The sequence below is a fragment of the Salmonella sp. SA14318 genome (genome assembly GCF_029866905.1).
GTDB lineage: Bacteria > Pseudomonadota > Gammaproteobacteria > Enterobacterales > Enterobacteriaceae > Salmonella > Salmonella enterica.
Map to the genome: position 1 here is coordinate 430667 of NZ_CP123282.1, position 23119 is coordinate 453785.

The following is a 23119-nucleotide window of genomic DNA, read 5'->3' on the forward strand; positions in this document are numbered from 1 at the left end:
TTAACGGGTGCCGTAGACGACGATGGTCTTGCCATGCGCGGAGATCAGGTTTTGATCTTCCAGCATTTTCAAAATACGACCAACGGTTTCGCGGGAGCAGCCGACGATTTGGCCAATTTCCTGACGGGTGATTTTGATCTGCATCCCATCCGGGTGCGTCATGGCATCGGGCTGTTTCGCCAGATTCAGCAGCGTCTGAGCGATACGCCCGGTGACGTCAAGGAAGGCGAGGTTACCTACTTTTTCAGAGGTGACTTGTAAGCGACGAGCCATCTGGGAAGAGAGACGCATCAGAATATCCGGGTTGACCTGGATTAATTGGCGAAATTTTTTGTAGGAAATTTCAGCGACCTCACATGCGGTTTTCGCACGTACCCAGGCGCTGCGTTCCTGGCCTTCTTCAAACAGGCCCAGTTCACCAATAAAATCACCCTGATTCAGATAAGAAAGGATCATTTCTTTCCCTTCTTCATCTTTGATCAACACTGCCACGGAGCCTTTAACGATGTAGTACAGCGTTTCTGCTTTTTCACCCTGGTGAATCAGCGTGCTCTTTGACGGGTACTTATGAATGTGGCAATGAGACAAGAACCATTCAAGAGTCGGGTCTGTTTGCGGTTTGCCAAGCACCATGCGCGGTTATCCTCTGTTATAAGCTGTCTCCAGAGCCAGAAAACGGCACTGTCTCTGGGGTTGCAAAAATATACTTCCCGCTACCTGGGAAGGGGGCTACGAAAATAGATTGTAGCCTGTAATGTGATGTCCTCTGCATACATGCAGTACGTCAATGTATTACTGTAGCATCTTGTCTGTTTTAGCATAGCTTTCGCCGTGTGTCTCCTGGTGTCTCGCTTCAGCATGACCCAGGTCGCCTTCCATTGCGACTTTTGTTGTATGCGCGTAATCTTTCAGGAAAATTGAAACATTGGAGTTACGAAATATGCAAGCGCGTGTAAAGTGGGTTGAAGGGCTCACGTTCCTCGGAGAGTCCTCCTCCGGCCACCAGATTTTAATGGATGGCAACTCCGGTGACAAAGCGCCGAGTCCGATGGAGATGGTATTAATGGCGGCTGGCGGATGTAGCGCTATTGATGTGGTATCAATCCTGCAAAAGGGCCGTCAGAATGTCACCAACTGCGAAGTGAAGCTGACATCTGAGCGCCGGGAAGACGCGCCGCGCCTGTTTACGCACATTAATCTGCATTTTATCGTTACCGGCAGCGATCTGAAAGAGGCTGCCGTCGCGCGCGCTGTCGATCTCTCCGCGGAAAAATATTGCTCGGTGGCGCTAATGCTGGAAAAAGCGGTCAATATTACCCATTCGTATGAAGTGATTGCGGCGTAACACGTGATGCCGGATGGCGGCGTGGCCTTATCCGGCCTACCCGTTTTTATCTCGTAGGCCCGATAAGCGTAGCGCCATCGGGCATTTCACCGCGGTTATTCGATTTTTTTGCCTTCCATTAATCGCTGCACCAGCGGCAACATAATCAGCTCCATTGCCAGCCCCATTTTGCCGCCCGGCACCACTAATGTATTAATGTGAGAAATAAACGAGCCCTGGAGCATCGCCAGGAGCCAGGGAAAATCGATCCCTTCCAGGTTGCGGAAATGGATCACCACAAAACTCTCATCCAGCGAGGGAATACCCTTTGCGGCGAACGGATTGGACGTGTCGACGGTCGGTACGCGCTGGAAGTTGATATGGGTACGCGAGAACTGCGGCGTAATGTAATTGATGTAGTCGTCCATGGAACGCACCACGGAATCCATCACCGCTTCACGGGAGTGTCCGCGCTCGCTGGTGTCGCGAATCAGTTTCTGAATCCACTCGAGGTTGACGATAGGCACCACGCCAACCAACAGATCAACATGACGCGCGACATCATGTTGCGGGGTGACGACGCCGCCGTGCAGTCCTTCATAAAACAGCACATCGGTCGGTTCGGGAAGCGGCTGCCAGGGCGTAAACGTGCCGGGAACCTGATTCCACGGTACGGCTTCATCATAGGTATGCAGATATTTACGCGACTGGCCTTTACCCGTCTGCCCGTACTCAATAAAGGTATGTTCCAGTAGGCTGAAGTCATTGGCTTCAGGCCCGAAATAGCTGATATGCCGCCCGGCGTCACGCGCTTTGCGGATCGCCATGTCCATTTCCGGGCGGGTGTAACGATGAAAACTGTCGCCTTCCACCTCGGCGGCGTGCAGATTTAACTGCGCGAAAATTTTACGAAACGCGAGGCTGGTGGTGGTGGTCCCCGCGCCGCTTGACCCTGTTACTGCTATCACCGGATGTTTGGCTGACATGGCAACTCCATGATTGAGCTTTAGTAATAATGTATTGTCGGCAAAGGCGTTTTATTCGCGAAACTGCTTTTTCGGCATAATATTGACCGTTTCATGTAATTCAGACCATACCAGCACGGCCTCGCCGGATTGCAGTTGGCGTTTTACGTCAGCGACTTTTTGTTCAAGCGAACGTTCATGTTCACCATAATCGGTGCCTTCGCGCAACACAAAGCTTTCGATCAGGTTGTCCAGCGTGTCGGGGGCGAGCCCCTGCCAGGGAATGATCATGATGACGCCTCCAGGTACGTTGTCAGCCAGTCAGGAATTCGGCGTTCCAGCCACATTTCAGGGCGCAGCGGCGTACCGCCGATAAATCCTACGTGTCCGCCATGCTCAGTCAGCTGATACTCCACCTGCGGGGGCAGATCTTCCGCTTTAGGGATCACATGATGATCCATAAACGGATCGTCTTTAGCGTGAATAATCAGCGTCGGTTTAGCAATCTGGTTAAGCAACGGCATGGCGCTACACTGACGATAGTAGTCGATGGCGTCGGCAAAGCCGTGAATTTTCGCGGTGATCAGGTCGTCAAACTCGCGAATTCGGCGCATTGATTTCAGTTGCGCCAGATTCACCGGCAGCGACCCGGGGTACGCCGCCAGCTTGCGTGACGCATTCGCTTTTAACAGATTAAGCAAATAACGCTGATAGACGCGGGAAAACCCTTTGTCCATATGGTAGCTACAGGCTTCGAGAACAAAGGGCGCAGAAACAATCACCGCCGCCTCGATGGGAATATCGCGGCCTTCTTTCGCCAGCAGGCACGCCAGCATATTACCGCCGAGCGAATAGCCCACGGCGGCTGTCGGAACGGCGCCGAACTCCCGCTGTAGCCAGCGTAAAAACCAGGCTCCGTCCTCCGTTTCACCGGAGTGGTAAATACGATTCAGACGGTTGGGTTCGCCGCTACAGCCGCGAAAGTGCATCACCACGCCCAGCCAGCCGCGCTTTTGCGCCGCCTCAATCAGCCCGTGGGCATAGGGGCTGTTCAGGCTGCCTTCCAGACCGTGAAAGACCACCAGCCGCGGTTTATGCTTTGCCTGTTGCGGTTCTTCGCTCCATGCCAGATCGACAAAATCGCCGTCCGGTAGCTCCAGCCGCTGCCAGTGGGCGTTGAACTTCACTTTGCGGCGGATTAAGCGCGGCAGCATAGTTTGTAAATGGCGATTACGAATGCCACGCATGGGAATAAATTCATGCGAGTCATTGACAGGCGGGGTCATTTCTGTGGACGTGATCTCAACCATAGCACCAGAACAATTGATAATTGGAAACAATACTATACCGCGCATAAGGTTCACAGATTAGTCAATATGTGATTTTACGTTCAATTGGTCGTCTGGCGAAATAAAATTGCGCCTCATTTCACCAGAGGGGGCGGTATGCAAGGCGCGCGTAATACCCCACAGAAATCGCGTGAACCTCTGCATCAGCCGAATTAATCGTGGTAGTGTGGCAACACGATAGTTATGTGACTCAAGGAGAAGGCATGTCGAAGACACTTTTACAGATCCATTTTAACTTTAGCGGCCCTTTTGGCGAGGAGATGACTCAGCAACTGGTCGGGCTGGCGGAGTCTATCAATGAGGAGCCGGGCTTCATCTGGAAAATCTGGACAGAAAGCGAGAAAAACCAGCAAGCTGGCGGCATTTACTTGTTTGAATCCGAAGAAACGGCGCAGGCTTATATTAAAAAACACACTGCGCGTCTGAAAAATCTTGGCGTTGATGAGGTGACGTTTACATTATTTGGCGTGAACGACGCGCTGACGAAAATAAATCACGGCAACCTTTGCCGCTAAATCACATAACGCAGGCTTCTGTTCCGGTGCTGCCGACCGCAACGGTAATCTTTATACCGGGACGAGTACCGAAGAGGCCTTTATGGACGAACAGCGGACAACGAACGTTCTCTTTCAGCGTGTGCAGCGCCTCGGCGGTGCGGGCGATGTTACCCTTCTCCACAAACATCATGAAGATGGTGAGCTTGCGGAAGGTAATGTCATCGGTAATTGACAGGTTCATCGTCCGCCCCGTGCGTTAGAGCCTATCCCAGTAGGCGTAATTGTTGAAGCCAGTTTGGGGCAGGACAGCGCGCAGAAACCGGAGCGTACACATAGTACGTGAGGATTTCGAGCACTGCCCGGCCCTAAAATGGCGAATAAAATAGCCTAATGGGATAGGCTCTTAGTCGTTCTGCATCATCTGCTCAAGCTGCTCCTGCGCCTCAAGCCATGCCATTTCACATTCTTCCAGCCCGGATTTGGCGCTGGCCTGCAGTTGCAGACACTCGGTCATCTCCGCTTTACGGCTGGGGTCATACAGGCTGCTGTCGCCGAGCTTCTCTTCCGCCTGCGCTAACTGGGCGTTGAGCTTTTCCATCTCTTTTTCCAGACGGGTAATCTCTTTACGCAGCGGCTGCGTCAGAGTGCGTAGCTCGGCTTCGCGACGCTTCTGATCTTTGCGTGACTGGGCGCTGTTGGCGTTGTTTTCCTTCGGCGCGTCGTCGGCCTGGTTTTCCTGCTTCTGCACGTCACTCAGCCACTGCTGATAATCTTCCAGGTCGCCGTCGAACGGTTCGACCTTTTTGTCGTGAACCAGATAGAGGTCGTCAGTGGTGGAGCGAATCAGGTGGCGGTCGTGCGACACGACGACCAATGCGCCTTCGAAATCAATCAGCGCTTCGGTGAGCGCCTGGCGCATGTCGAGATCCAGGTGGTTGGTCGGTTCATCGAGCAACAGCAGATTTGGACGCTGCCAGACAATCAGCGCCAGCACCAGGCGCGCTTTCTCGCCGCCGGAGAAACGTTGCGTCTCTTCCGTTACTTTGTCGCCCTGGAAACCGAAGCCGCCGAGATAGTCGCGCAGCTTCTGCTCCAGTTCCTGCGGCGCCAGACGCGCCATATGCTGCAACGGGGATTCATCGGCGCGCAGGAACTCCAACTGGTGCTGGGCGAAGTAGCCGAGCTTAATGCCTTTGGCGAGGCCGATTTCACCGTGCAACGGTTCCAGTTCGCCCGCCAGCAGCTTGATCAGCGTCGATTTCCCCGCGCCGTTGCGGCCCAGCAGGCCGATACGCGAGCCGGGCACCAGGTTCAGCTTGATGGATTCCAGAATGATGCGATCGCCATAACCTGCGCTGACTTTTTCCATTTTCAGCAGCGGGTTCGGCAGGCTTTCCGGCGCGCGGAAGCTGAAATGGAACGGGTTGTCGACATGAGCCGGCGCAATCAGCTCCATACGCTCAAGCATCTTGATACGGCTTTGCGCCTGCTTGGCCTTGGTGGCCTTGGCGCGGAAACGGTCGATGTAGCTTTGCAGATGCGCCACACGCTCCTGCTGACTCTCATACATCGCCTGCTGTTGCGCCAGGCGCGTGGCGCGCTGAACTTCAAACGCGCTGTAGTTGCCGGTGTACTCGAACAGAGTCTGTTGTTCGATATGGATAATTTTATCCACTATCGGGTCAAGAAAGTCGCGATCGTGGGAGATCAGAATCAGGGTGCCCGGATAGCTCTTCAGCCATTTTTCCAGCCAGATGACGGCATCCAGATCGAGGTGGTTGGTCGGTTCGTCGAGCAGCAGTAAATCGGAACGGCAAATCAGCGCCTGGGCCAGGTTAAGGCGCATCCGCCAGCCGCCGGAAAAGTCGCTGACCGGACGTTCCAGCTGATCGTTAGAGAAGCCGAGACCGTGTAGCAGGCTGGCGGCGCGCGAACGAACGGTCCATGCGTCGATGGCGTCCAGCTTGCCATGTATGGAGGCGATAGCATGTCCGTCGTTACGTTCGTTGGCGTCGTTAAGCTGCGCCTCCAGCTGCCGGTATTCACGGTCGCCGTCAATGACATACTCAATCGCTGGCTGAGGCAACGCAGGTGTTTCCTGATTCACCCACGCTAATTGCCAGGTTCCGGGCAGGGTAAAACTCCCGGCATCGGCGCTGATTTCATTTTTTAGCAATGCCAGCAGGGTAGATTTACCGCAGCCGTTTTTACCCACCAGGCCGACTTTCTGGCCTGGATTAATGGTAGCCGAGGCATTGTCCAGTAGGACGCGCACGCCGCGACGAATTTGTAACGAGGAGAAAACAATCATAAGGCGCCGTATGTTCAGACTATGTTAATTTATCATTATGATAATGTAATATTCGGGCGTACCGCCGCGCTGGAGCGCAATGGTAGCTCAAAACAACAACGATACACAAAATCATTCAGGCCGCCTTTGGTGAGGGACAAGAATATCTCTCATTAATCCCCAGCGGCGGACATAGAGTACGTTCCTGAGTTGAACAAACGCTGTCAACGTAGAAGCGGCCTGAAGAATGGCATGTATCGACCCAAAACAACCGGGAGGGGGATTGATGTCTCAGCCAGCGAAAGTCTTGCTGTTGTATGCCCATCCGGAATCTCAGGACTCGGTTGCTAACCGGGTACTGCTTAAACCGGCCATACAGCACAATAACGTAACCGTGCACGATCTTTATGCGCGCTATCCTGATTTTTTTATCGACACGCCCTATGAACAAGCCCTGTTACGTGAGCACGACGTCATTGTTTTTCAGCATCCCCTTTACACCTATAGCTGTCCGGCTTTACTGAAAGAATGGCTTGATCGCGTTTTGAGTCGGGGGTTCGCCAGCGGACCAGGGGGAAACCAACTGGTGGGAAAGTACTGGCGTAGCGTGATTACGACCGGCGAGCCGGAGAGCGCTTACCGGTATGACGCGCTAAACCGCTATCCAATGAGCGATGTACTCCGCCCTTTTGAACTGACCGCGGCCATGTGCCGGATGCACTGGATGCCGCCCATTATTGTGTACTGGGCGCGCCGCCAGTCGCCGCAGACGCTGGCCAGTCATGCGAAAGCCTATGGCGAGTGGCTGGCGAATCCTGTGAGCGCGGGAGGCTATTGATGGAAGGTGCTGATTTATTGACCGCGGGAGTGTTGTTCCTCTTCGCGGCGGCGGCGGCGGTGCCGTTAGCCGCCAGGCTGGGCATCGGCGCGGTGCTAGGGTATTTGCTGGCGGGAATCGCCATCGGTCCGTGGGGGCTGGGCTTCATCAGCGACGTTGACGAGATCCTGCACTTTTCCGAACTGGGCGTCGTGTTTCTGATGTTTATCATTGGTCTCGAACTCAATCCGTCACGGCTTTGGCAACTGCGGCGCTCTATCTTCGGCGTCGGCGCTGCTCAGGTGCTGTTAAGCGCGGCGGTGCTGGCGGGGTTATTGATGCTTGCTGATTTCTTATGGCAGGCGGCGGTCGTCGGCGGGATTGGCCTGGCGATGTCTTCGACGGCGATGGCGCTACAACTGATGCGCGAGAAAGGCATGAACCGTAGCGAGTCCGGGCAGTTAGGGTTTTCCGTCTTACTGTTTCAGGATTTAGCGGTGATCCCCGCGCTGGCGTTGGTGCCTTTGTTGGCGGGATCGGCCGACGAGCATTTCGACTGGTTTAAAGTGGCAATGAAGGTACTGGCTTTCGCGGTAATGCTGATTGGCGGTCGTTACCTGCTGCGCCCGGTATTTCGTTTTATTGCTGCGTCCGGCGTGCGGGAGGTCTTCACTGCCGCGACGCTGTTGCTGGTGTTGAGCGCCGCCTTATTTATGGATGCGCTGGGACTGTCGATGGCCCTGGGAACCTTCATTGCCGGCGTTTTACTGGCAGAGAGCGAATACCGGCATGAGCTGGAAAACGCTATCGATCCCTTTAAAGGTTTACTGCTTGGGCTGTTCTTTATCTCCGTCGGTATGTCGCTAAATCTCGGCGTACTTTATACCCATTTACTGTGGGTGGCGGCGAGCGTTGTTATTCTGGTCGTCATAAAAATGCTGACGCTGTATCTGCTGGCGCGGTTATATGGAATAAGAAGTTCTGAACGGATGCAGTTTGCCAGCGTGCTGAGTCAGGGGGGCGAGTTCGCTTTTGTGCTCTTTTCTACCGCCTCTTCTCAGCGCCTGTTTCAGGGCGACCAGATGGCGTTATTATTGGTGACTGTCACGTTATCAATGATGACCACGCCGCTACTGATGAAAGGGATTGATAAGTGGTTATCGCGCCGCCTTAATGGCCCGGAAGAGAATGATGAAAAGCCGTGGGTTGAGGATGATAAGCCCCAGGTGATTGTCGTCGGCTTTGGCCGTTTTGGTCAGGTGATCGCTCGCTTATTGATGGCGAATAAGATGCGTATCACCGTGCTGGAACGCGATATCGGCGCCGTTAATCTGATGCGCAAATATGGTTATAAAGTGTATTACGGCGACGCTACACAAGTCGAGCTGCTGCGTTCTGCGGGCGCGGAGGCGGCGGAGTCGATAGTCATCACGTGTAATGAACCGGAAGACACGATGAAGCTGGTGGCGCTGTGTCAGCAGCATTTTCCTCATCTGCATATTCTTGCGCGAGCGCGTGGACGTGTGGAGGCCCATGAGTTATTACAGGCTGGCGTCACGCAGTTTTCCCGTGAAACGTTTTCCAGCGCGCTGGAATTGGGACGTAAAACTCTGGTGTCGTTAGGTATGCATCCGCATCAGGCGCAACGCGCGCAGTTGCATTTTCGCCGGCTGGATATGCGAATGTTGCGGGAGCTGATCCCGGAGCATAGCGACATGGTACAGATTTCGCGCGCCAGAGAGGCCCGACGCGAACTGGAGGAGATTTTTCAGCGCGAAATGCAACAGGAACGGCGCCAGTTGGATGGCTGGGATGAATTTGAGTAGGGGTAAAACAATGGCAATCCGTAAACGTTTTATTGCAGGCGCGAAATGTCCGGCCTGTCAGGCGCAGGACACAATGGCGATGTGGCGTGAAAATAATGTCGATATTGTTGAATGCGTTAAGTGCGGGCATCAAATGCGGGAAGCGGATAAAGACGTTCGCGAGCATGTTCGCAAAGAAGAGCAAGTGATCGGGATTTTTCATCCGGACTAGCGATATGCCGCAGGTTTTTTTAAGCTAAGGGGTACACGGCTGCAGAATTCCGCTACAATCTGCGCCACTATTCTTCCCATGCTCAGGAGATATCATGAAAGTAGCAAAAGACCTGGTGGTCAGCCTGGCCTATCAGGTACGTACAGAAGACGGTGTGTTGGTTGATGAGTCTCCGGTGAGTGCGCCGCTGGATTACCTGCACGGTCACGGCTCCCTGATCTCTGGTCTGGAAACCGCGCTGGAAGGCCATGAAGTTGGCGACAAATTTGATGTCGCTGTTGGCGCGAACGACGCTTACGGCCAGTATGACGAAAATCTGGTGCAGCGTGTGCCTAAAGACGTCTTTATGGGCGTTGATGAACTGCAGGTAGGGATGCGTTTCCTGGCGGAAACCGACCAGGGCCCGGTACCGGTAGAGATTACCGAAGTGGAAGACGATCACGTTGTGGTTGATGGTAACCACATGCTGGCGGGCCAGAATCTGAAATTTAACGTAGAAGTTGTTGCGATTCGTGAAGCGACTGAAGAAGAACTGGCTCACGGTCATGTTCATGGCGCGCACGATCACCACCACGATCACGGTGAAGACGGCTGCTGTGGCGGTCATGGTCATGACCATGGTCACGAGCACGGCGGCGAAGGCTGCTGCGGCGGTGGTGGTAAAGGCGGCTGCGGTTGCCATTAATCCCCGTCGTCTTTCAAGCCACCGCGGTGTTGGCTACGCTTTCAAACCCCGGTCACATAGTTATCTATGCTCCCGGGGAATTTTCAAGCTTGCCGCCTTGCTGTGACTCGAAATCCTTAGGGTATTATCATTGGTTCGATAAATCATCGGGCACAAAAAAGCGGGTTATCCCCGCTTTTTTTTCGTCTCAATAATGCGGCGGCGGCGTTTCTTCTGCCTGAGAGGCGATATTTGACGGCTGACTGGCTTTTAACTTTTCCGTGAGCAAACGCAGATGATCGCGCAGCTTCGCCATCTCCATTTCATGTGCGGTTACCGTCAGGTTTAGTTCTTCTATGGTAATCTCCTGGAACGCCAGACGGCTTTCCAGTTCAGCCAGACGAGCTTCCATCGTGATATCCTGCATGATGTACCTCTTTATGTTGTCTCCGTCGGCGGATTCTACTTAACTTTACCGGCTTTCACAGCAACCATTACGCGCCCTACGAAACTAATTTAAACAAAAAGAGTCTGAAAAGAAGTGATAATAGGGCGTGTTCGTATGTTGATTTGTTCTGCAACGATTTATAGTACGCTTCTTACGTAAGTTAACATGGGGCGAGATGCCCCGGCCCTGGAGATATGGATGAAATCACTGTTTAAAGCCACGCTGCTGGCAACGACGATGGCCGTTGCTATGCACGCACCGATCACTTTTGCTGCTGATGCGGCGAAACCGGCAGCTACCGCTGATAGCAAAGCAGCATTTAAAAACGACGATCAAAAAGCGGCTTATGCGCTGGGCGCCTCGCTGGGTCGTTACATGGAAAATTCGCTTAAAGAGCAGGAAAAGTTGGGCATCAAACTGGATAAAGATCAGTTGATTGCCGGCGTTCAGGATGCCTTTGCCGATAAGAGCAAACTGTCCGATCAGGAAATTGAGCAAACGCTGCAGACGTTTGAAGCACGCGTGAAGAGCGCTGCTCAGGCGAAGATGGAAAAAGACGCTGCCGATAACGAAGCAAAAGGTAAAGCGTTCCGCGACGCTTTTGCTAAAGAGAAAGGCGTGAAAACCTCCTCTACCGGTCTGCTTTACAAAGTAGAGAAAGAAGGCACAGGCGAGGCGCCGAAAGATAGCGATACCGTTGTGGTGAACTACAAAGGTACGCTGATCGACGGTAAAGAGTTTGATAACTCTTACACGCGCGGCGAACCGCTCTCCTTCCGTCTGGACGGCGTTATCCCTGGCTGGACTGAAGGCCTGAAAAATATTAAGAAAGGCGGCAAGATCAAACTGGTTATCCCACCGGCGCTGGCCTACGGTAAAACGGGCGTTCCGGGTATCCCGGCGAACTCCACCCTGGTATTCGACGTAGAGCTGCTGGATATCAAACCAGCGCCGAAAGCGGATGCTAAACCTGCCGATGCGGCTGACGCTAAAGCCGCAGATGCTGCTAAAAAATAAAAACTGAGAGCCGCCGCTTGTAATAGCGGCGGTTTTTTTTATTCAGGCCGGATATATTACTCACCATAATTTGATTTGCGGATAACGGCGCTTGTGCTGGTCGTTAAGGGCGAGACCGTAGGCTGAATGACCGCCAACGCACACGTAGTCTGAAATAGACGAGCAAATTAGTACTGGAAAGATGAACCCTCACTGTATTAATTTAATCATCCGCGTAAATAATGAGCCTGCCCTGAAAACATAACGACAGGCTCCTGAAAAGGAGTGTTTTTTTTCATGTCCAGGTCGCTTTTAACCAACGAAACCAGTGAACTTGATTTGCTGGATCAGCGTCCCTTCGAGCAAACCGACTTCGATATTCTGAAATCCTACGAAGCGGTAGTGGACGGGTTAGCGATGCTTATAGGTTCCCATTGTGAAATCGTATTGCACTCTTTGCAGGATCTAAAATGTTCTGCCATTCGTATTGCCAATGGCGAACATACGGGCCGTAAAATTGGCTCGCCGATTACCGACCTGGCGTTGCGCATGTTGCACGACATGACAGGGGCGGACAGTAGCGTGTCGAAATGCTATTTCACGCGCGCGAAAAGCGGTGTCTTGATGAAGTCGTTGACGATTGCCATTCGCAACCGCGAGCAGCGCGTCATTGGTCTACTGTGCATCAACATGAATCTTGATGTGCCATTTTCACAGATTATGAATACCTTTATTCCGCCGGAAACGCCGGAAGTCGGCTCAGCGGTTAATTTTGCCTCCTCAGTCGAAGATTTAGTCACCCAGACGCTGGAGTTCACGATCGAAGAAGTGAATGCCGATCGTAATGTCTCTAACAATGCGAAAAATCGTCAGATCGTCCTTAACCTGTACGAAAAAGGCATTTTCGATATTAAAGACGCCATTAACCAGGTAGCCGATCGTCTGAATATCTCAAAACACACGGTTTACCTCTATATTCGCCAGTTCAAAAGCGGCGATTTTCAGGGGCAGGATAAATAATGCGTTATGCCATTATGGTCACCGGGCCGGCATATGGCACCCAGCAGGCCAGCAGCGCATTGCAGTTCGCCCACGCGCTGCTCAATGAGGGGCATGAGTTAGCCAGCGTCTTTTTCTATCGGGAAGGTGTCTATAACGCCAATCTCCTGACCTCGCCGGCGAGCGATGAATATGATCTGGTACGCGCCTGGCAGAAATTGAATACGCAGCATGGCGTAGCGCTGAACATCTGTGTCGCGGCGGCGCTTCGTCGCGGTATTATTGATGAAACTGAAGCCGGCAGACTGGCGTTGCCGTCCGCCAATCTTCAGCCGGGCTTTACGTTAAGCGGACTGGGCGCGCTGGCGGAGGCATCTCTCACCTGCGATCGGGTGGTGCAGTTTTAATGAAACGTATTGCATTTGTCTTTTCCACCGCGCCGCACGGCAGCGCCTCAGGCCGTGAAGGACTGGATGCGCTGCTGGCGACGTCAGCGCTAACGGAAGCGCTGGGCGTCTTTTTTATCAGTGACGGCGTCTTTCAGTTATTACCGGGACAAAAACCAGACGCTGTGCTGGCGCGTGACTATATTGCTACTTTCAAGCTCTTTGATTTGTACGATATTGATCAATGCTGGATCTGCGCGGCATCGCTGCGCGAGCGTGGTCTGGAAAACGTTAATTTTGTGGTAGACGCCACGCCGCTGGAACCCGTGGTATTACGCCGCGAGCTTGGCAACTATGATGTCATCCTGAGATTCTGAGGCGTTTATGCTGCATACCTTACCTCATTGCGCTTCGAGCGTTGATTTTCCCGCTTTGCTGCGCCTGCTAAAAGAGGGCGATGCGCTTTTGTTGCTCCAGGATGGCGTTACCGTCGCGATTGAAGGTAACCGCTTCCTTGAAAGTCTGCGCGATGCCCCCATAACGGTCTATGCCTTGAAAGAAGATATTGACGCCCGTGGCCTGGGTGGTCAAATTTCAGACAGTGTCGTCAGGGTTGACTATACTGAGTTTGTCAGACTCACGGTTAAGTATGCCAACCAGATGGCCTGGTGATGGCGGGATCGTTGTATATTTCTTGACACCTTTTCGACACCGCCCTAAAATTCGGCGTCCTCATATTGTGTGAGGGCGTTTTATTACGTGTTTACGAAGCAAAAGCTAAAACCAGGAGCTATTTAATGGCAACAGTTAACCAGCTGGTACGCAAACCACGTGCTCGCAAAGTTGCGAAAAGCAACGTGCCTGCGCTGGAAGCATGCCCGCAAAAACGTGGCGTATGTACTCGTGTATATACTACCACTCCTAAAAAACCGAACTCCGCACTGCGTAAAGTTTGCCGTGTTCGTCTGACTAACGGTTTTGAAGTGACTTCCTACATCGGTGGTGAAGGTCACAACCTGCAGGAGCACTCCGTGATCCTGATCCGTGGCGGTCGTGTTAAAGACCTCCCGGGTGTTCGTTACCACACCGTTCGTGGCGCGCTTGACTGCTCCGGCGTTAAAGACCGTAAGCAAGCTCGTTCTAAGTACGGCGTGAAGCGTCCTAAGGCTTAATGGTTCTCCGTTAAGTAAGGCCAAACGTTTTAAATTAATGTCAAACTAAACTCGTAGAGTTTTGGACAATCCTGAATTAACAACGGAGTATTTCCATGCCACGTCGTCGCGTCATTGGTCAGCGTAAAATTCTGCCGGATCCGAAGTTCGGATCAGAACTGCTGGCTAAATTTGTCAATATCCTGATGGTAGATGGTAAAAAATCTACTGCAGAATCAATCGTATACAGCGCGCTGGAGACCCTGGCTCAGCGTTCTGGTAAATCTGAACTGGAAGCTTTCGAAGTCGCTCTCGAAAACGTTCGCCCGACTGTAGAAGTTAAATCCCGCCGTGTAGGTGGTTCTACTTATCAGGTACCAGTTGAAGTCCGTCCGGTCCGTCGTAATGCTCTGGCAATGCGTTGGATCGTAGAAGCTGCTCGTAAACGCGGTGATAAATCCATGGCTCTGCGCCTGGCGAACGAACTTTCTGATGCTGCAGACAACAAAGGTACTGCAGTTAAGAAACGTGAAGACGTTCACCGTATGGCAGAAGCCAACAAGGCGTTCGCACACTACCGTTGGTAATCCCTTCGGAGTCATAGTCACCAGGCGGGCGCTTCAGGTAAGTCGCCCGTTTTGGATAACTTAACTGAACGCCTAAAGATATCAACGAGGAATCAAATGGCTCGTACAACACCCATCGCACGCTACCGTAATATCGGTATCAGTGCGCACATCGACGCCGGTAAAACCACTACTACCGAACGTATTCTGTTCTACACCGGTGTAAACCACAAAATCGGTGAAGTTCATGACGGCGCAGCTACCATGGACTGGATGGAGCAGGAGCAGGAGCGTGGTATTACTATCACCTCCGCAGCGACTACTGCATTCTGGTCTGGTATGGCTAAGCAGTATGAACCGCATCGCATCAACATCATCGACACCCCGGGGCACGTTGACTTCACTATCGAAGTAGAACGTTCCATGCGTGTTCTCGATGGTGCGGTAATGGTTTACTGCGCAGTTGGTGGTGTTCAGCCGCAGTCTGAAACCGTATGGCGTCAGGCAAACAAATACAAAGTTCCGCGCATTGCGTTCGTTAACAAAATGGACCGCATGGGCGCGAACTTCCTGAAAGTTGTTGGTCAGATCAAAACCCGTCTGGGCGCGAACCCGGTTCCGCTGCAGCTGGCAATTGGTGCTGAAGAAGGTTTCACCGGCGTTGTTGACCTGGTGAAAATGAAAGCCATCAACTGGAACGATGCCGACCAGGGCGTTACCTTCGAATACGAAGATATCCCGGCTGACATGCAGGACCTGGCTAACGAATGGCACCAGAACCTGATCGAGTCCGCCGCAGAAGCTTCTGAAGAGCTGATGGAAAAATACCTGGGTGGTGAAGAACTGACTGAAGAAGAGATCAAACAAGCTCTGCGTCAGCGCGTTCTGAACAACGAAATCATCCTGGTAACCTGTGGTTCTGCATTCAAGAACAAAGGTGTTCAGGCGATGCTGGATGCGGTAATTGATTACCTGCCATCCCCGGTAGACGTACCTGCGATCAACGGTATTCTGGACGACGGTAAAGATACTCCGGCTGAGCGTCACGCAAGCGACGACGAGCCGTTCTCTGCGCTGGCGTTCAAAATCGCTACCGACCCGTTTGTGGGTAACCTGACCTTCTTCCGTGTGTACTCCGGTGTGGTTAACTCTGGTGATACCGTACTGAACTCCGTGAAAACCGCACGTGAGCGTTTCGGTCGTATCGTTCAGATGCACGCTAACAAACGTGAAGAGATCAAAGAAGTTCGCGCGGGCGACATCGCGGCTGCTATCGGCCTGAAAGACGTGACTACCGGTGACACCCTGTGTGATCCGGAAAACCCGATCATTCTGGAACGTATGGAATTCCCTGAGCCGGTAATCTCCATCGCGGTAGAACCGAAAACCAAAGCTGACCAGGAAAAAATGGGTCTGGCTCTGGGCCGTCTGGCGAAAGAAGACCCGTCATTCCGCGTATGGACTGATGAAGAATCTAACCAGACCATCATCGCTGGTATGGGTGAACTTCACCTGGATATCATCGTTGACCGTATGAAGCGTGAATTCAACGTTGAAGCTAACGTGGGTAAACCTCAGGTTGCTTACCGCGAAGCGATTCGCGCGAAAGTTACCGACATCGAAGGTAAACACGCGAAACAGTCTGGTGGTCGCGGTCAGTATGGTCATGTTGTTATCGACATGTACCCGCTGGAGCCGGGCTCTAACCCGAAAGGTTACGAGTTCATCAACGACATCAAAGGTGGTGTAATTCCTGGCGAATACATCCCGGCCGTTGATAAAGGCATCCAGGAGCAGCTGAAATCTGGCCCGCTGGCGGGTTATCCGGTAGTTGATCTCGGTGTGCGTCTGCACTTCGGTTCTTACCATGACGTTGACTCCTCTGAGCTGGCGTTTAAACTGGCTGCGTCTATCGCCTTTAAAGAAGGCTTTAAGAAAGCAAAACCAGTTCTGCTTGAGCCGATCATGAAGGTTGAAGTAGAAACACCTGAAGAGAATACCGGTGACGTTATCGGCGACCTTAGCCGCCGTCGTGGTATGCTCAAAGGTCAGGAATCTGAAGTTACAGGCGTTAAGATCCACGCTGAAGTACCGCTGTCTGAAATGTTCGGATATGCAACTCAGCTGCGTTCTCTGACCAAAGGTCGCGCATCGTACACTATGGAATTCCTGAAGTATGATGATGCGCCGAACAACGTTGCTCAGGCCGTAATCGAAGCCCGTGGTAAATAAGCCGCAGGGTTAAAAACCAAAATCCCGTGCTCTCTCCTGAAGGGGAGAGCGCTATAGTAAGGAATATAGCCGTGTCTAAAGAAAAATTTGAACGTACAAAACCGCACGTTAACGTCGGCACCATCGGCCACGTTGACCACGGTAAAACTACCCTGACCGCTGCAATCACCACCGTACTGGCTAAAACCTACGGCGGTGCTGCTCGTGCATTCGACCAGATCGATAACGCACCGGAAGAAAAAGCGCGTGGTATCACCATCAACACTTCTCACGTTGAATACGATACCCCGACCCGCCACTACGCACACGTAGACTGCCCGGGGCACGCCGACTATGTTAAAAACATGATCACCGGTGCTGCGCAGATGGACGGCGCGATCCTGGTTGTTGCTGCGACTGACGGCCCGATGCCGCAGACCCGTGAGCACATCCTGCTGGGTCGTCAGGTAGGCGTTCCGTACATCATCGTGTTCCTGAACAAATGCGACATGGTTGATGACGAAGAGCTGCTGGAACTGGTTGAAATGGAAGTTCGTGAACTTCTGTCTCAGTACGACTTCCCGGGCGACGACACTCCGATCGTTCGTGGTTCTGCTCTGAAAGCGCTGGAAGGCGACGCAGAGTGGGAAGCGAAAATCATCGAACTGGCTGGCTTCCTGGATTCTTACATCCCGGAACCAGAGCGTGCGATTGACAAGCCGTTCCTGCTGCCGATCGAAGACGTATTCTCCATCTCCGGTCGTGGTACCGTTGTTACCGGTCGTGTAGAGCGCGGTATCATCAAAGTGGGCGAAGAAGTTGAAATCGTTGGTATCAAAGAGACTCAGAAGTCTACCTGTACTGGCGTTGAGATGTTCCGCAAACTGCTGGACGAAGGCCGTGCCGGTGAGAACGTAGGTGTTCTGCTGCGTGGTATCAAACGTGAAGAAATCGAACGTGGTCAGGTACTGGCTAAGCCGGGCACCATCAAGCCGCACACCAAGTTCGAATCTGAAGTGTACATTCTGTCCAAAGATGAAGGCGGCCGTCATACTCCGTTCTTCAAAGGCTACCGTCCGCAGTTCTACTTCCGTACTACTGACGTGACTGGTACCATCGAACTGCCGGAAGGCGTAGAGATGGTAATGCCGGGCGACAACATCAAAATGGTTGTTACCCTGATCCACCCGATCGCGATGGACGACGGTCTGCGTTTCGCAATCCGTGAAGGCGGCCGTACCGTTGGCGCGGGCGTTGTTGCTAAAGTTCTGGGCTAATTACTCGTTAATTAGTTTTGAATTGAAGAGGGCGCTTCGGCGCCCTTTTTGTTGCCTGCTATTTAGCCGCTGTTATATTTATTTGCCTTTTTTAACGCTTCTCCCGTGGCGTAAATCGCTTTGTGCTATTGTAATCATAACCATTCTCATTTACACTTTGTGCGGAAATTGAACGGGAGCGATCATGTACGTTTGTTTGTGTAATGGTATAAGCGATAAAAAAATCCGCCAGGCTGTACGACAATTTCATCCACAGTCATTTCAACAGTTGCGTAAATTTATTCCTGTGGGAAATCAATGTGGTAAGTGTATTCGCGCCGCGCGAGAAGTGATGCAGGATGAGTTAACGCAAATGCCGGAATTTAAAGAGATCGCCTGAGTCACACTCTTTTTTTTGACATCCCTGTAGCCCCATCTACGCTCTAGAGAGTGGAAGCGGAGGGACTATAAAATGAAAGGTGATGTTAAAATCATAAATTATCTCAATAAACTATTGGGAAATGAGCTTGTCGCAATTAATCAGTATTTTCTTCATGCCCGTATGTTCAAAAACTGGGGCCTGACCCGGCTTAATGATGTTGAGTACCATGAATCCATTGATGAGATGAAACACGCCGATAAGTATATTGAGCGTATTTTATTTCTGGAAGGCATACCGAACCTACAGGATCTGGGCAAGCTGGGCATCGGTGAAGATGTCGAAGAGATGCTACGATCGGATCTCCGGCTCGAACTGGAAGGCGCAAAAGATCTACGTGAGGCAATAGCCTATGCCGATAGCGTTCATGATTATGTCAGCCGGGATATGATGATTGAAATTCTTGCCGACGAGGAAGGCCACATCGACTGGCTGGAAACTGAGCTGGATTTGATTGCCAAACTTGGTATGCAAAATTATCTGCAATCACAAATTAAGGTTACCGATTAACCGTCTGGAAAGAAAACTTTCCAACCTGTTATGAAACCCGCCACCGCCAACCATGGCCCAAAAGGTAGCGGGTTTATTAATGCCGATTTACCTCTCACCAGTAGCGCGACGCCAAACCTGCCACAGGCCAACATGGCGGCAAGGAAAACCAGTAACGGCAGTGTTTCCCAACAATGCCACGCCCCTAAGGCAGCAAGGTACTTGACGTCGCCATATCCAAGCCCCTCTTTCTGATAACGCAGGCGATAGCCCCAGTAAATTAACGCGAATCCGCTATAGCCGGCGATAGCGCCCCAAAGCGCATCCGGTAAACGCTCCGGCAGGCAAATCTGGTGATAAAGCAGACCCCCCCACAGTAATGGACAAGTAAACCGGTCAGGCAACAGTCCGGTACGCGCGTCGTATATGCCAAGTAATAAAGAGAACGACGCATAAAAAATGAGAAAGGGGAGGGCAACAAACATAAGCAAATCCTCGTCAAGGCTTGTGCTCACCTTTATAGATTTATGCGACAGCGACAACGACGTATTGCCAGGTTTGCCTGATGCCTTCCAAAGAAAAGATGCGCGTTACCATCCCATGCGTACCATCTGGAATCGTGCTCGCATAAGAATAAAGCGCTTAATTTCTATTCGACACTTGCGTCAGGCTGAGATTTACGTATAATGCGCGGGCTTGTCGTAATTGACGGCAGGTTCGATTTGAACCTCGAATAGCCGATTTGGCTATTTAACAATGCTCCCAATCGGGGAGCTACGTAAGAACGGTTACACTCTCCCATCAATCGTAATGGGTGTGAGGAGTAATCATTTTCGTTTATAAAATAATTGGAGCTCTGGTCTCATGCAGAACCAAAGAATCCGTATCCGCCTGAAAGCGTTTGATCATCGTCTGATCGATCAATCAACCGCGGAAATCGTCGAGACTGCCAAGCGCACTGGTGCGCAGGTTCGCGGTCCGATCCCGCTGCCGACCCGCAAAGAGCGCTTTACCGTTCTGATCTCTCCGCACGTTAACAAAGATGCGCGCGATCAGTACGAAATTCGCACTCACAAGCGTCTGGTTGACATCGTTGAGCCAACCGAGAAAACCGTTGATGCTCTGATGCGTCTGGACCTGGCTGCCGGTGTAGACGTGCAGATCAGCCTGGGTTAATCAGGTCATCGAGCGATTGAGAGGTTGATACAATGATTGGTTTAGTCGGTAAAAAAGTGGGTATGACCCGCATCTTCACTGAAGATGGCGTCTCTATCCCAGTAACCGTAATCGAAGTTGAAGCAAACCGTGTTACTCAGGTTAAAGACCTGGCTAACGATGGCTACCGCGCTGTTCAGGTTACTACGGGTGCTAAAAAAGCTAACCGTGTCACCAAGCCGGAAGCGGGTCACTTTGCTAAAGCTGGCGTAGAAGCTGGCCGTGGTCTGTGGGAATTCCGTCTGGCTGAAGGCGAAGAATACACCGTAGGTCAGAGCATCAGCGTTGAACTGTTTGCTGACGTTAAAAAAGTTGACGTAACCGGTACCTCTAAAGGTAAAGGTTTCGCTGGTACCGTTAAGCGCTGGAACTTCCGTACCCAGGACGCTACTCACGGTAACTCCTTGTCTCACCGCGTTCCGGGTTCTATCGGTCAGAACCAGACTCCGGGCAAAGTGTTCAAAGGCAAGAAAATGGCAGGTCAGATGGGTAATGAGCGCGTAACCGTTCAGAGCCTTGACGTAGTACGCGTTGACGCTGAGCGCAACCTGCTGCTGGTTAAGGGTGGTGTTCCGGGTGCAACCGGTTGCGACCTGATCGTTAAACCAGCTGTGAAGGCGTAAGGGGATAGCAATGGAATTAGTATTGAAAGACGCGCAGAGCGCGCTGACTGTTTCCGAAACTACCTTCGGTCGTGATTTCAACGAAGCGCTGGTTCACCAGGTTGTTGTTGCTTATGCAGCTGGTGCTCGTCAGGGTACTCGTGCTCAGAAGACTCGTGCTGAAGTAACTGGTTCCGGTAAAAAACCGTGGCGCCAGAAAGGCACTGGCCGTGCGCGTTCAGGTTCTATCAAGAGCCCGATCTGGCGTTCCGGTGGCGTGACCTTCGCTGCTCGTCCGCAGGACCACAGTCAAAAAGTTAACAAGAAGATGTACCGCGGCGCGCTGAAAAGCATCCTGTCCGAACTGGTACGTCAGGATCGTCTGATCGTTGTCGAGAAGTTCTCTGTAGAAGCGCCGAAAACTAAGCTGCTGGCACAGAAACTGAAAGACATGGCTCTGGAAGATGTGCTGATCATCACCGGTGAGCTGGACGAGAACCTGTTCCTGGCCGCACGTAACCTGCACAAGGTTGACGTACGCGATGCGACTGGTATCGACCCGGTTAGCCTGATCGCCTTCGACAAAGTCGTAATGACTGCTGATGCTGTTAAGCAAGTTGAGGAGATGCTGGCATGATTCGTGAAGAACGTCTGCTGAAGGTGCTGCGCGCACCGCACGTTTCTGAAAAAGCGTCTACTGCGATGGAAAAAACTAACACCATCGTTCTCAAAGTTGCTAAAGACGCGACCAAAGCAGAAATCAAAGCTGCTGTGCAGAAACTGTTTGAAGTCGAAGTCGAAGTCGTTAACACCCTGGTCGTTAAAGGGAAAGTTAAACGTCACGGACAGCGTATCGGTCGTCGTAGCGACTGGAAAAAAGCTTACGTCACCCTGAAAGAAGGCCAGAATCTGGACTTCGTCGGCGGCGCTGAGTAAGTCGGAGGAGTAATACAATGGCAGTTGTTAAATGTAAACCGACATCTCCGGGTCGTCGCCACGTCGTTAAAGTGGTCAACCCAGAGCTGCACAAGGGCAAACCTTTTGCTCCGCTGGTTGAAAAAAACAGCAAATCCGGTGGTCGTAACAACAATGGCCGTATCACCACTCGTCATATCGGTGGTGGTCACAAACAGGCTTATCGTATTGTTGACTTCAAACGCAACAAAGACGGTATCCCGGCAGTTGTTGAACGTCTTGAGTACGATCCGAACCGTTCCGCGAACATCGCGCTGGTTCTGTACAAAGACGGCGAACGCCGTTACATCCTGGCCCCGAAAGGCCTGAAAGCTGGCGACCAGATTCAGTCTGGCGTTGATGCTGCAATCAAAGCAGGCAACACCCTGCCGATGCGCAATATCCCGGTTGGTTCTACCGTTCATAACGTAGAAATGAAACCAGGTAAAGGCGGTCAGCTGGCGCGTTCCGCTGGTACTTACGTTCAGATCGTTGCTCGCGATGGCGCTTATGTCACCCTGCGTCTGCGTTCTGGTGAAATGCGTAAAGTCGAAGCAGACTGCCGTGCAACCCTGGGCGAAGTTGGCAATGCTGAGCATATGCTGCGCGTTCTGGGTAAAGCAGGTGCTGCACGCTGGCGTGGCGTTCGTCCTACCGTTCGCGGTACTGCGATGAACCCAGTAGACCACCCACATGGTGGTGGTGAAGGTCGTAACTTTGGTAAGCACCCGGTAACTCCGTGGGGCGTTCAGACCAAAGGTAAGAAGACCCGCAGCAACAAGCGTACTGATAAATTCATCGTACGTCGCCGTAGCAAATAATTTTAGAGGATAAGCCATGCCACGTTCTCTCAAGAAAGGTCCTTTTATTGACCTGCACTTGCTGAAGAAGGTAGAGAAAGCGGTGGAAAGCGGAGACAAGAAGCCCCTGCGCACCTGGTCCCGTCGTTCAACGATCTTTCCTAACATGATCGGTTTGACCATCGCTGTCCATAATGGTCGTCAGCACGTTCCGGTATTTGTTTCCGACGAAATGGTCGGTCACAAACTGGGTGAATTCGCACCGACTCGTACTTATCGCGGCCACGCTGCTGATAAAAAAGCGAAGAAGAAATAAGGTAGGAGGAAGAGATGGAAACTATCGCTAAACATCGCCATGCTCGTTCTTCTGCTCAGAAGGTTCGCCTTGTTGCTGACCTGATTCGCGGTAAGAAAGTGTCGCAGGCTCTGGATATTCTGACCTACACCAACAAGAAAGCGGCTGTACTGGTCAAGAAAGTTCTGGAATCTGCCATTGCTAACGCTGAACACAACGATGGCGCTGACATTGACGATCTGAAAGTTACGAAAATTTTCGTAGACGAAGGCCCGAGCATGAAGCGCATTATGCCGCGTGCAAAAGGTCGTGCAGATCGCATCCTGAAGCGCACCAGCCACATCACTGTGGTTGTGTCCGATCGCTGAG

The 23119-nt window shown here is 52.1% G+C and carries 32 protein-coding genes; 24 read left to right on the forward strand and 8 right to left on the reverse strand.

Features of this window, described 5'->3' with window-relative positions:
• Entirely contained in the window at window positions 1–633 is a 633-nt protein-coding gene (gene crp / locus QEN32_RS01925) for a cAMP-activated global transcriptional regulator CRP (protein ID WP_000242758.1), read from the reverse strand.
• Between the two features lie 307 nt (window positions 634–940).
• On the opposite strand from crp, the gene QEN32_RS01930 reads away from it, so the two are divergent.
• Window positions 941–1345, forward strand: coding sequence for an OsmC family protein (locus tag QEN32_RS01930; protein ID WP_001148919.1), 405 nt, complete (start codon window positions 941–943; stop codon window positions 1343–1345).
• Between the two features lie 95 nt (window positions 1346–1440).
• On the opposite strand, the gene QEN32_RS01935 is transcribed toward QEN32_RS01930, so the two are convergent.
• Genes QEN32_RS01935 through QEN32_RS01945 form a run of 3 tightly spaced genes read right to left on the reverse strand, consistent with a single transcriptional unit; the run spans window position 1441 to window position 3644 of the window.
• Complete coding sequence (locus QEN32_RS01935) at window positions 1441–2310, reverse strand: phosphoribulokinase (RefSeq protein WP_001274690.1); 870 nt, start codon at window positions 2308–2310, stop codon at window positions 1441–1443.
• Window positions 2311–2361: 51 nt separating this feature from the next.
• Window positions 2362–2580, reverse strand: coding sequence for a YheU family protein (locus QEN32_RS01940; protein WP_000586568.1), 219 nt, complete (start codon window positions 2578–2580; stop codon window positions 2362–2364).
• Window positions 2577–3644 carry a hydrolase gene (locus tag QEN32_RS01945; RefSeq protein WP_001214115.1) on the reverse strand — a complete coding sequence of 356 codons (1068 nt, stop codon included), beginning with the start codon at window positions 3642–3644 and terminating at the stop codon, window positions 2577–2579. The genes QEN32_RS01940 and QEN32_RS01945 overlap by 4 nt, the downstream gene beginning before the upstream one ends.
• A 197-nt stretch (window positions 3645–3841) precedes the next feature.
• Here QEN32_RS01945 and QEN32_RS01950 point away from each other — a divergent pair, with 197 nt between their 5' ends.
• Window positions 3842–4153: a monooxygenase gene (locus QEN32_RS01950; protein ID WP_000047690.1), complete on the forward strand. Its 312-nt coding sequence runs from the start codon at window positions 3842–3844 to the stop codon at window positions 4151–4153.
• 1 nt (window position 4154) lies between these two features.
• Here QEN32_RS01950 and QEN32_RS01955 read toward each other — a convergent pair whose 3' ends face one another.
• Window positions 4155–4376: a LysR family transcriptional regulator gene (locus QEN32_RS01955; protein ID WP_001054028.1), complete on the reverse strand. Its 222-nt coding sequence runs from the start codon at window positions 4374–4376 to the stop codon at window positions 4155–4157.
• A gap of 162 nt (window positions 4377–4538) precedes the next feature.
• Window positions 4539–6446 carry an ABC transporter ATP-binding protein gene (locus QEN32_RS01960; RefSeq protein WP_000634765.1) on the reverse strand — a complete coding sequence of 636 codons (1908 nt, stop codon included), beginning with the start codon at window positions 6444–6446 and terminating at the stop codon, window positions 4539–4541.
• 265 nt (window positions 6447–6711) lie between these two features.
• Between QEN32_RS01960 and kefG the strand changes: the two genes are divergently transcribed.
• The 4 genes from kefG (at window position 6712) to slyD (ending at window position 9964) form a co-directional block, all read left to right on the forward strand.
• A complete protein-coding gene (gene kefG, locus QEN32_RS01965; RefSeq protein WP_000081820.1) occupies window positions 6712–7263 on the forward strand; it encodes a glutathione-regulated potassium-efflux system ancillary protein KefG in 552 nt (183 codons plus the stop codon).
• A complete protein-coding gene (gene kefB / locus QEN32_RS01970; protein WP_265322221.1) occupies window positions 7263–9068 on the forward strand; it encodes a glutathione-regulated potassium-efflux system protein KefB in 1806 nt (601 codons plus the stop codon). The genes kefG and kefB overlap by 1 nt, the downstream gene beginning before the upstream one ends.
• A 10-nt stretch (window positions 9069–9078) precedes the next feature.
• The gene (locus QEN32_RS01975) at window positions 9079–9279 is read left to right on the forward strand and encodes a YheV family putative zinc ribbon protein (RefSeq protein ID WP_001007735.1); all 201 of its coding nucleotides are present in this window, start codon (window positions 9079–9081) and stop codon (window positions 9277–9279) included.
• A gap of 94 nt (window positions 9280–9373) precedes the next feature.
• A complete protein-coding gene (gene slyD / locus QEN32_RS01980; protein WP_000861341.1) occupies window positions 9374–9964 on the forward strand; it encodes a peptidylprolyl isomerase in 591 nt (196 codons plus the stop codon).
• A 187-nt stretch (window positions 9965–10151) separates the two neighbouring features.
• Here the strand turns inward: slyD and QEN32_RS01985 are convergent, their stop codons facing one another.
• On the reverse strand, window positions 10152–10370 hold the full coding sequence (locus QEN32_RS01985; RefSeq protein WP_001152701.1) for a protein SlyX: 219 nt from the start codon (window positions 10368–10370) through the stop codon (window positions 10152–10154).
• 219 nt (window positions 10371–10589) lie between these two features.
• Here QEN32_RS01985 and fkpA point away from each other — a divergent pair, with 219 nt between their 5' ends.
• The 11 genes from fkpA to bfr all read left to right on the forward strand — a co-directional run bounded on the left by fkpA (window position 10590) and on the right by bfr (window position 18905).
• Window positions 10590–11408 carry an FKBP-type peptidyl-prolyl cis-trans isomerase gene (fkpA, locus tag QEN32_RS01990; RefSeq protein ID WP_000838222.1) on the forward strand — a complete coding sequence of 273 codons (819 nt, stop codon included), beginning with the start codon at window positions 10590–10592 and terminating at the stop codon, window positions 11406–11408.
• A 276-nt stretch (window positions 11409–11684) separates the two neighbouring features.
• Window positions 11685–12407 carry a transcriptional regulator gene (locus QEN32_RS01995; RefSeq protein ID WP_000091471.1) on the forward strand — a complete coding sequence of 241 codons (723 nt, stop codon included), beginning with the start codon at window positions 11685–11687 and terminating at the stop codon, window positions 12405–12407.
• Window positions 12407–12793, forward strand: coding sequence for a sulfurtransferase complex subunit TusD (tusD, locus tag QEN32_RS02000; protein ID WP_001268010.1), 387 nt, complete (start codon window positions 12407–12409; stop codon window positions 12791–12793). Before QEN32_RS01995 ends, tusD begins: the two co-directional genes overlap by 1 nt.
• On the forward strand, window positions 12793–13149 hold the full coding sequence (gene tusC, locus QEN32_RS02005; protein WP_000820706.1) for a sulfurtransferase complex subunit TusC: 357 nt from the start codon (window positions 12793–12795) through the stop codon (window positions 13147–13149). Before tusD ends, tusC begins: the two co-directional genes overlap by 1 nt.
• Before the next feature lie 7 nt (window positions 13150–13156).
• Entirely contained in the window at window positions 13157–13444 is a 288-nt protein-coding gene (gene tusB / locus QEN32_RS02010; protein ID WP_000903400.1) for a sulfurtransferase complex subunit TusB, read from the forward strand.
• A gap of 125 nt (window positions 13445–13569) precedes the next feature.
• Entirely contained in the window at window positions 13570–13944 is a 375-nt protein-coding gene (rpsL, locus tag QEN32_RS02015; RefSeq protein WP_000246815.1) for a 30S ribosomal protein S12, read from the forward strand.
• Window positions 13945–14039: 95 nt separating this feature from the next.
• On the forward strand, window positions 14040–14510 hold the full coding sequence (gene rpsG / locus QEN32_RS02020; RefSeq protein WP_001138042.1) for a 30S ribosomal protein S7: 471 nt from the start codon (window positions 14040–14042) through the stop codon (window positions 14508–14510).
• A gap of 96 nt (window positions 14511–14606) precedes the next feature.
• Window positions 14607–16721, forward strand: coding sequence for an elongation factor G (gene fusA / locus QEN32_RS02025; RefSeq protein WP_000124693.1), 2115 nt, complete (start codon window positions 14607–14609; stop codon window positions 16719–16721).
• A gap of 71 nt (window positions 16722–16792) precedes the next feature.
• Entirely contained in the window at window positions 16793–17977 is a 1185-nt protein-coding gene (gene tuf, locus QEN32_RS02030) for an elongation factor Tu (protein WP_000031748.1), read from the forward strand.
• A gap of 184 nt (window positions 17978–18161) precedes the next feature.
• Window positions 18162–18356: a bacterioferritin-associated ferredoxin gene (bfd, locus tag QEN32_RS02035; RefSeq protein ID WP_000289082.1), complete on the forward strand. Its 195-nt coding sequence runs from the start codon at window positions 18162–18164 to the stop codon at window positions 18354–18356.
• 72 nt (window positions 18357–18428) lie between these two features.
• Window positions 18429–18905 (forward strand): bacterioferritin, encoded by a 477-nt coding sequence (gene bfr / locus QEN32_RS02040; protein WP_000675530.1) that lies wholly within the window; start codon window positions 18429–18431, stop codon window positions 18903–18905.
• On the opposite strand, the gene hopD is transcribed toward bfr, so the two are convergent.
• Window positions 18902–19369: an A24 family peptidase gene (gene hopD, locus QEN32_RS02045; RefSeq protein WP_024798447.1), complete on the reverse strand. Its 468-nt coding sequence runs from the start codon at window positions 19367–19369 to the stop codon at window positions 18902–18904. The two genes, bfr and hopD, sit on opposite strands and share 4 nt — an antisense overlap.
• A 379-nt stretch (window positions 19370–19748) precedes the next feature.
• On the opposite strand from hopD, the gene rpsJ reads away from it, so the two are divergent.
• The 7 genes from rpsJ to rplV are packed head-to-tail and all read left to right on the forward strand — an operon-like array spanning window position 19749 to window position 23118.
• Window positions 19749–20060 (forward strand): 30S ribosomal protein S10, encoded by a 312-nt coding sequence (rpsJ, locus tag QEN32_RS02050; protein WP_001181005.1) that lies wholly within the window; start codon window positions 19749–19751, stop codon window positions 20058–20060.
• Window positions 20061–20092: 32 nt separating this feature from the next.
• Entirely contained in the window at window positions 20093–20722 is a 630-nt protein-coding gene (gene rplC, locus QEN32_RS02055; protein WP_000579838.1) for a 50S ribosomal protein L3, read from the forward strand.
• 10 nt (window positions 20723–20732) lie between these two features.
• Window positions 20733–21338 (forward strand): 50S ribosomal protein L4, encoded by a 606-nt coding sequence (gene rplD, locus QEN32_RS02060; RefSeq protein ID WP_000424395.1) that lies wholly within the window; start codon window positions 20733–20735, stop codon window positions 21336–21338.
• Entirely contained in the window at window positions 21335–21637 is a 303-nt protein-coding gene (gene rplW, locus QEN32_RS02065) for a 50S ribosomal protein L23 (RefSeq protein WP_000617546.1), read from the forward strand. The genes rplD and rplW overlap by 4 nt, the downstream gene beginning before the upstream one ends.
• Window positions 21638–21654: 17 nt before the next feature.
• The gene (rplB, locus tag QEN32_RS02070; RefSeq protein ID WP_000301869.1) at window positions 21655–22476 is read left to right on the forward strand and encodes a 50S ribosomal protein L2; all 822 of its coding nucleotides are present in this window, start codon (window positions 21655–21657) and stop codon (window positions 22474–22476) included.
• Window positions 22477–22492: 16 nt separating this feature from the next.
• Window positions 22493–22771: a 30S ribosomal protein S19 gene (rpsS, locus tag QEN32_RS02075; protein ID WP_001138115.1), complete on the forward strand. Its 279-nt coding sequence runs from the start codon at window positions 22493–22495 to the stop codon at window positions 22769–22771.
• Between the two features lie 14 nt (window positions 22772–22785).
• The gene (rplV, locus tag QEN32_RS02080) at window positions 22786–23118 is read left to right on the forward strand and encodes a 50S ribosomal protein L22 (protein ID WP_000447529.1); all 333 of its coding nucleotides are present in this window, start codon (window positions 22786–22788) and stop codon (window positions 23116–23118) included.
• Window position 23119 lies beyond the last annotated feature (1 nt).